The organism is Citrobacter sp. TBCS-14, from assembly GCF_005280805.1.
GTDB classification, from domain to species: Bacteria; Pseudomonadota; Gammaproteobacteria; order Enterobacterales; family Enterobacteriaceae; genus Citrobacter; species Citrobacter gillenii.
Map to the genome: position 1 here is coordinate 319 of NZ_SZWM01001266.1, position 235 is coordinate 553.

Consider the following 235-nt stretch of genomic DNA (forward strand, 5'->3'; position numbering starts at 1 on the left):
TTATCCGTGATATCGAGTGTGATTTTCTCGATGTGGATCAGATCACCATCGAGATAGGTATCAAACGACATACCCGAAATACGTTTACTCATGCAGCGGCCTCCAGACTGGCATCCAGTAACAGACTGATGGTGATTTGCAGCGGGACTTCCCAGGTGCGTACCACCAGATAAATATCCACCGTCTTTTTGTTCTTCCAGACAATGGTCACATCACCCTCTTGCGGCGGCTTCAC

1 protein-coding gene and 1 pseudogene are annotated in these 235 nt (G+C 48.5%); both read right to left on the bottom strand.

The features are described from left to right. Window positions 1-92, bottom strand: a pseudogene (locus FDX22_RS27290) (DUF2597 domain-containing protein); the annotation flags it as partial. Then, the coding region (locus FDX22_RS27295; RefSeq protein WP_146718061.1) for a DUF2586 family protein at window positions 89-235 on the bottom strand (147 nt) is incomplete at its 5' end. The gene FDX22_RS27295 and the pseudogene FDX22_RS27290, both read right to left, overlap by 4 nt.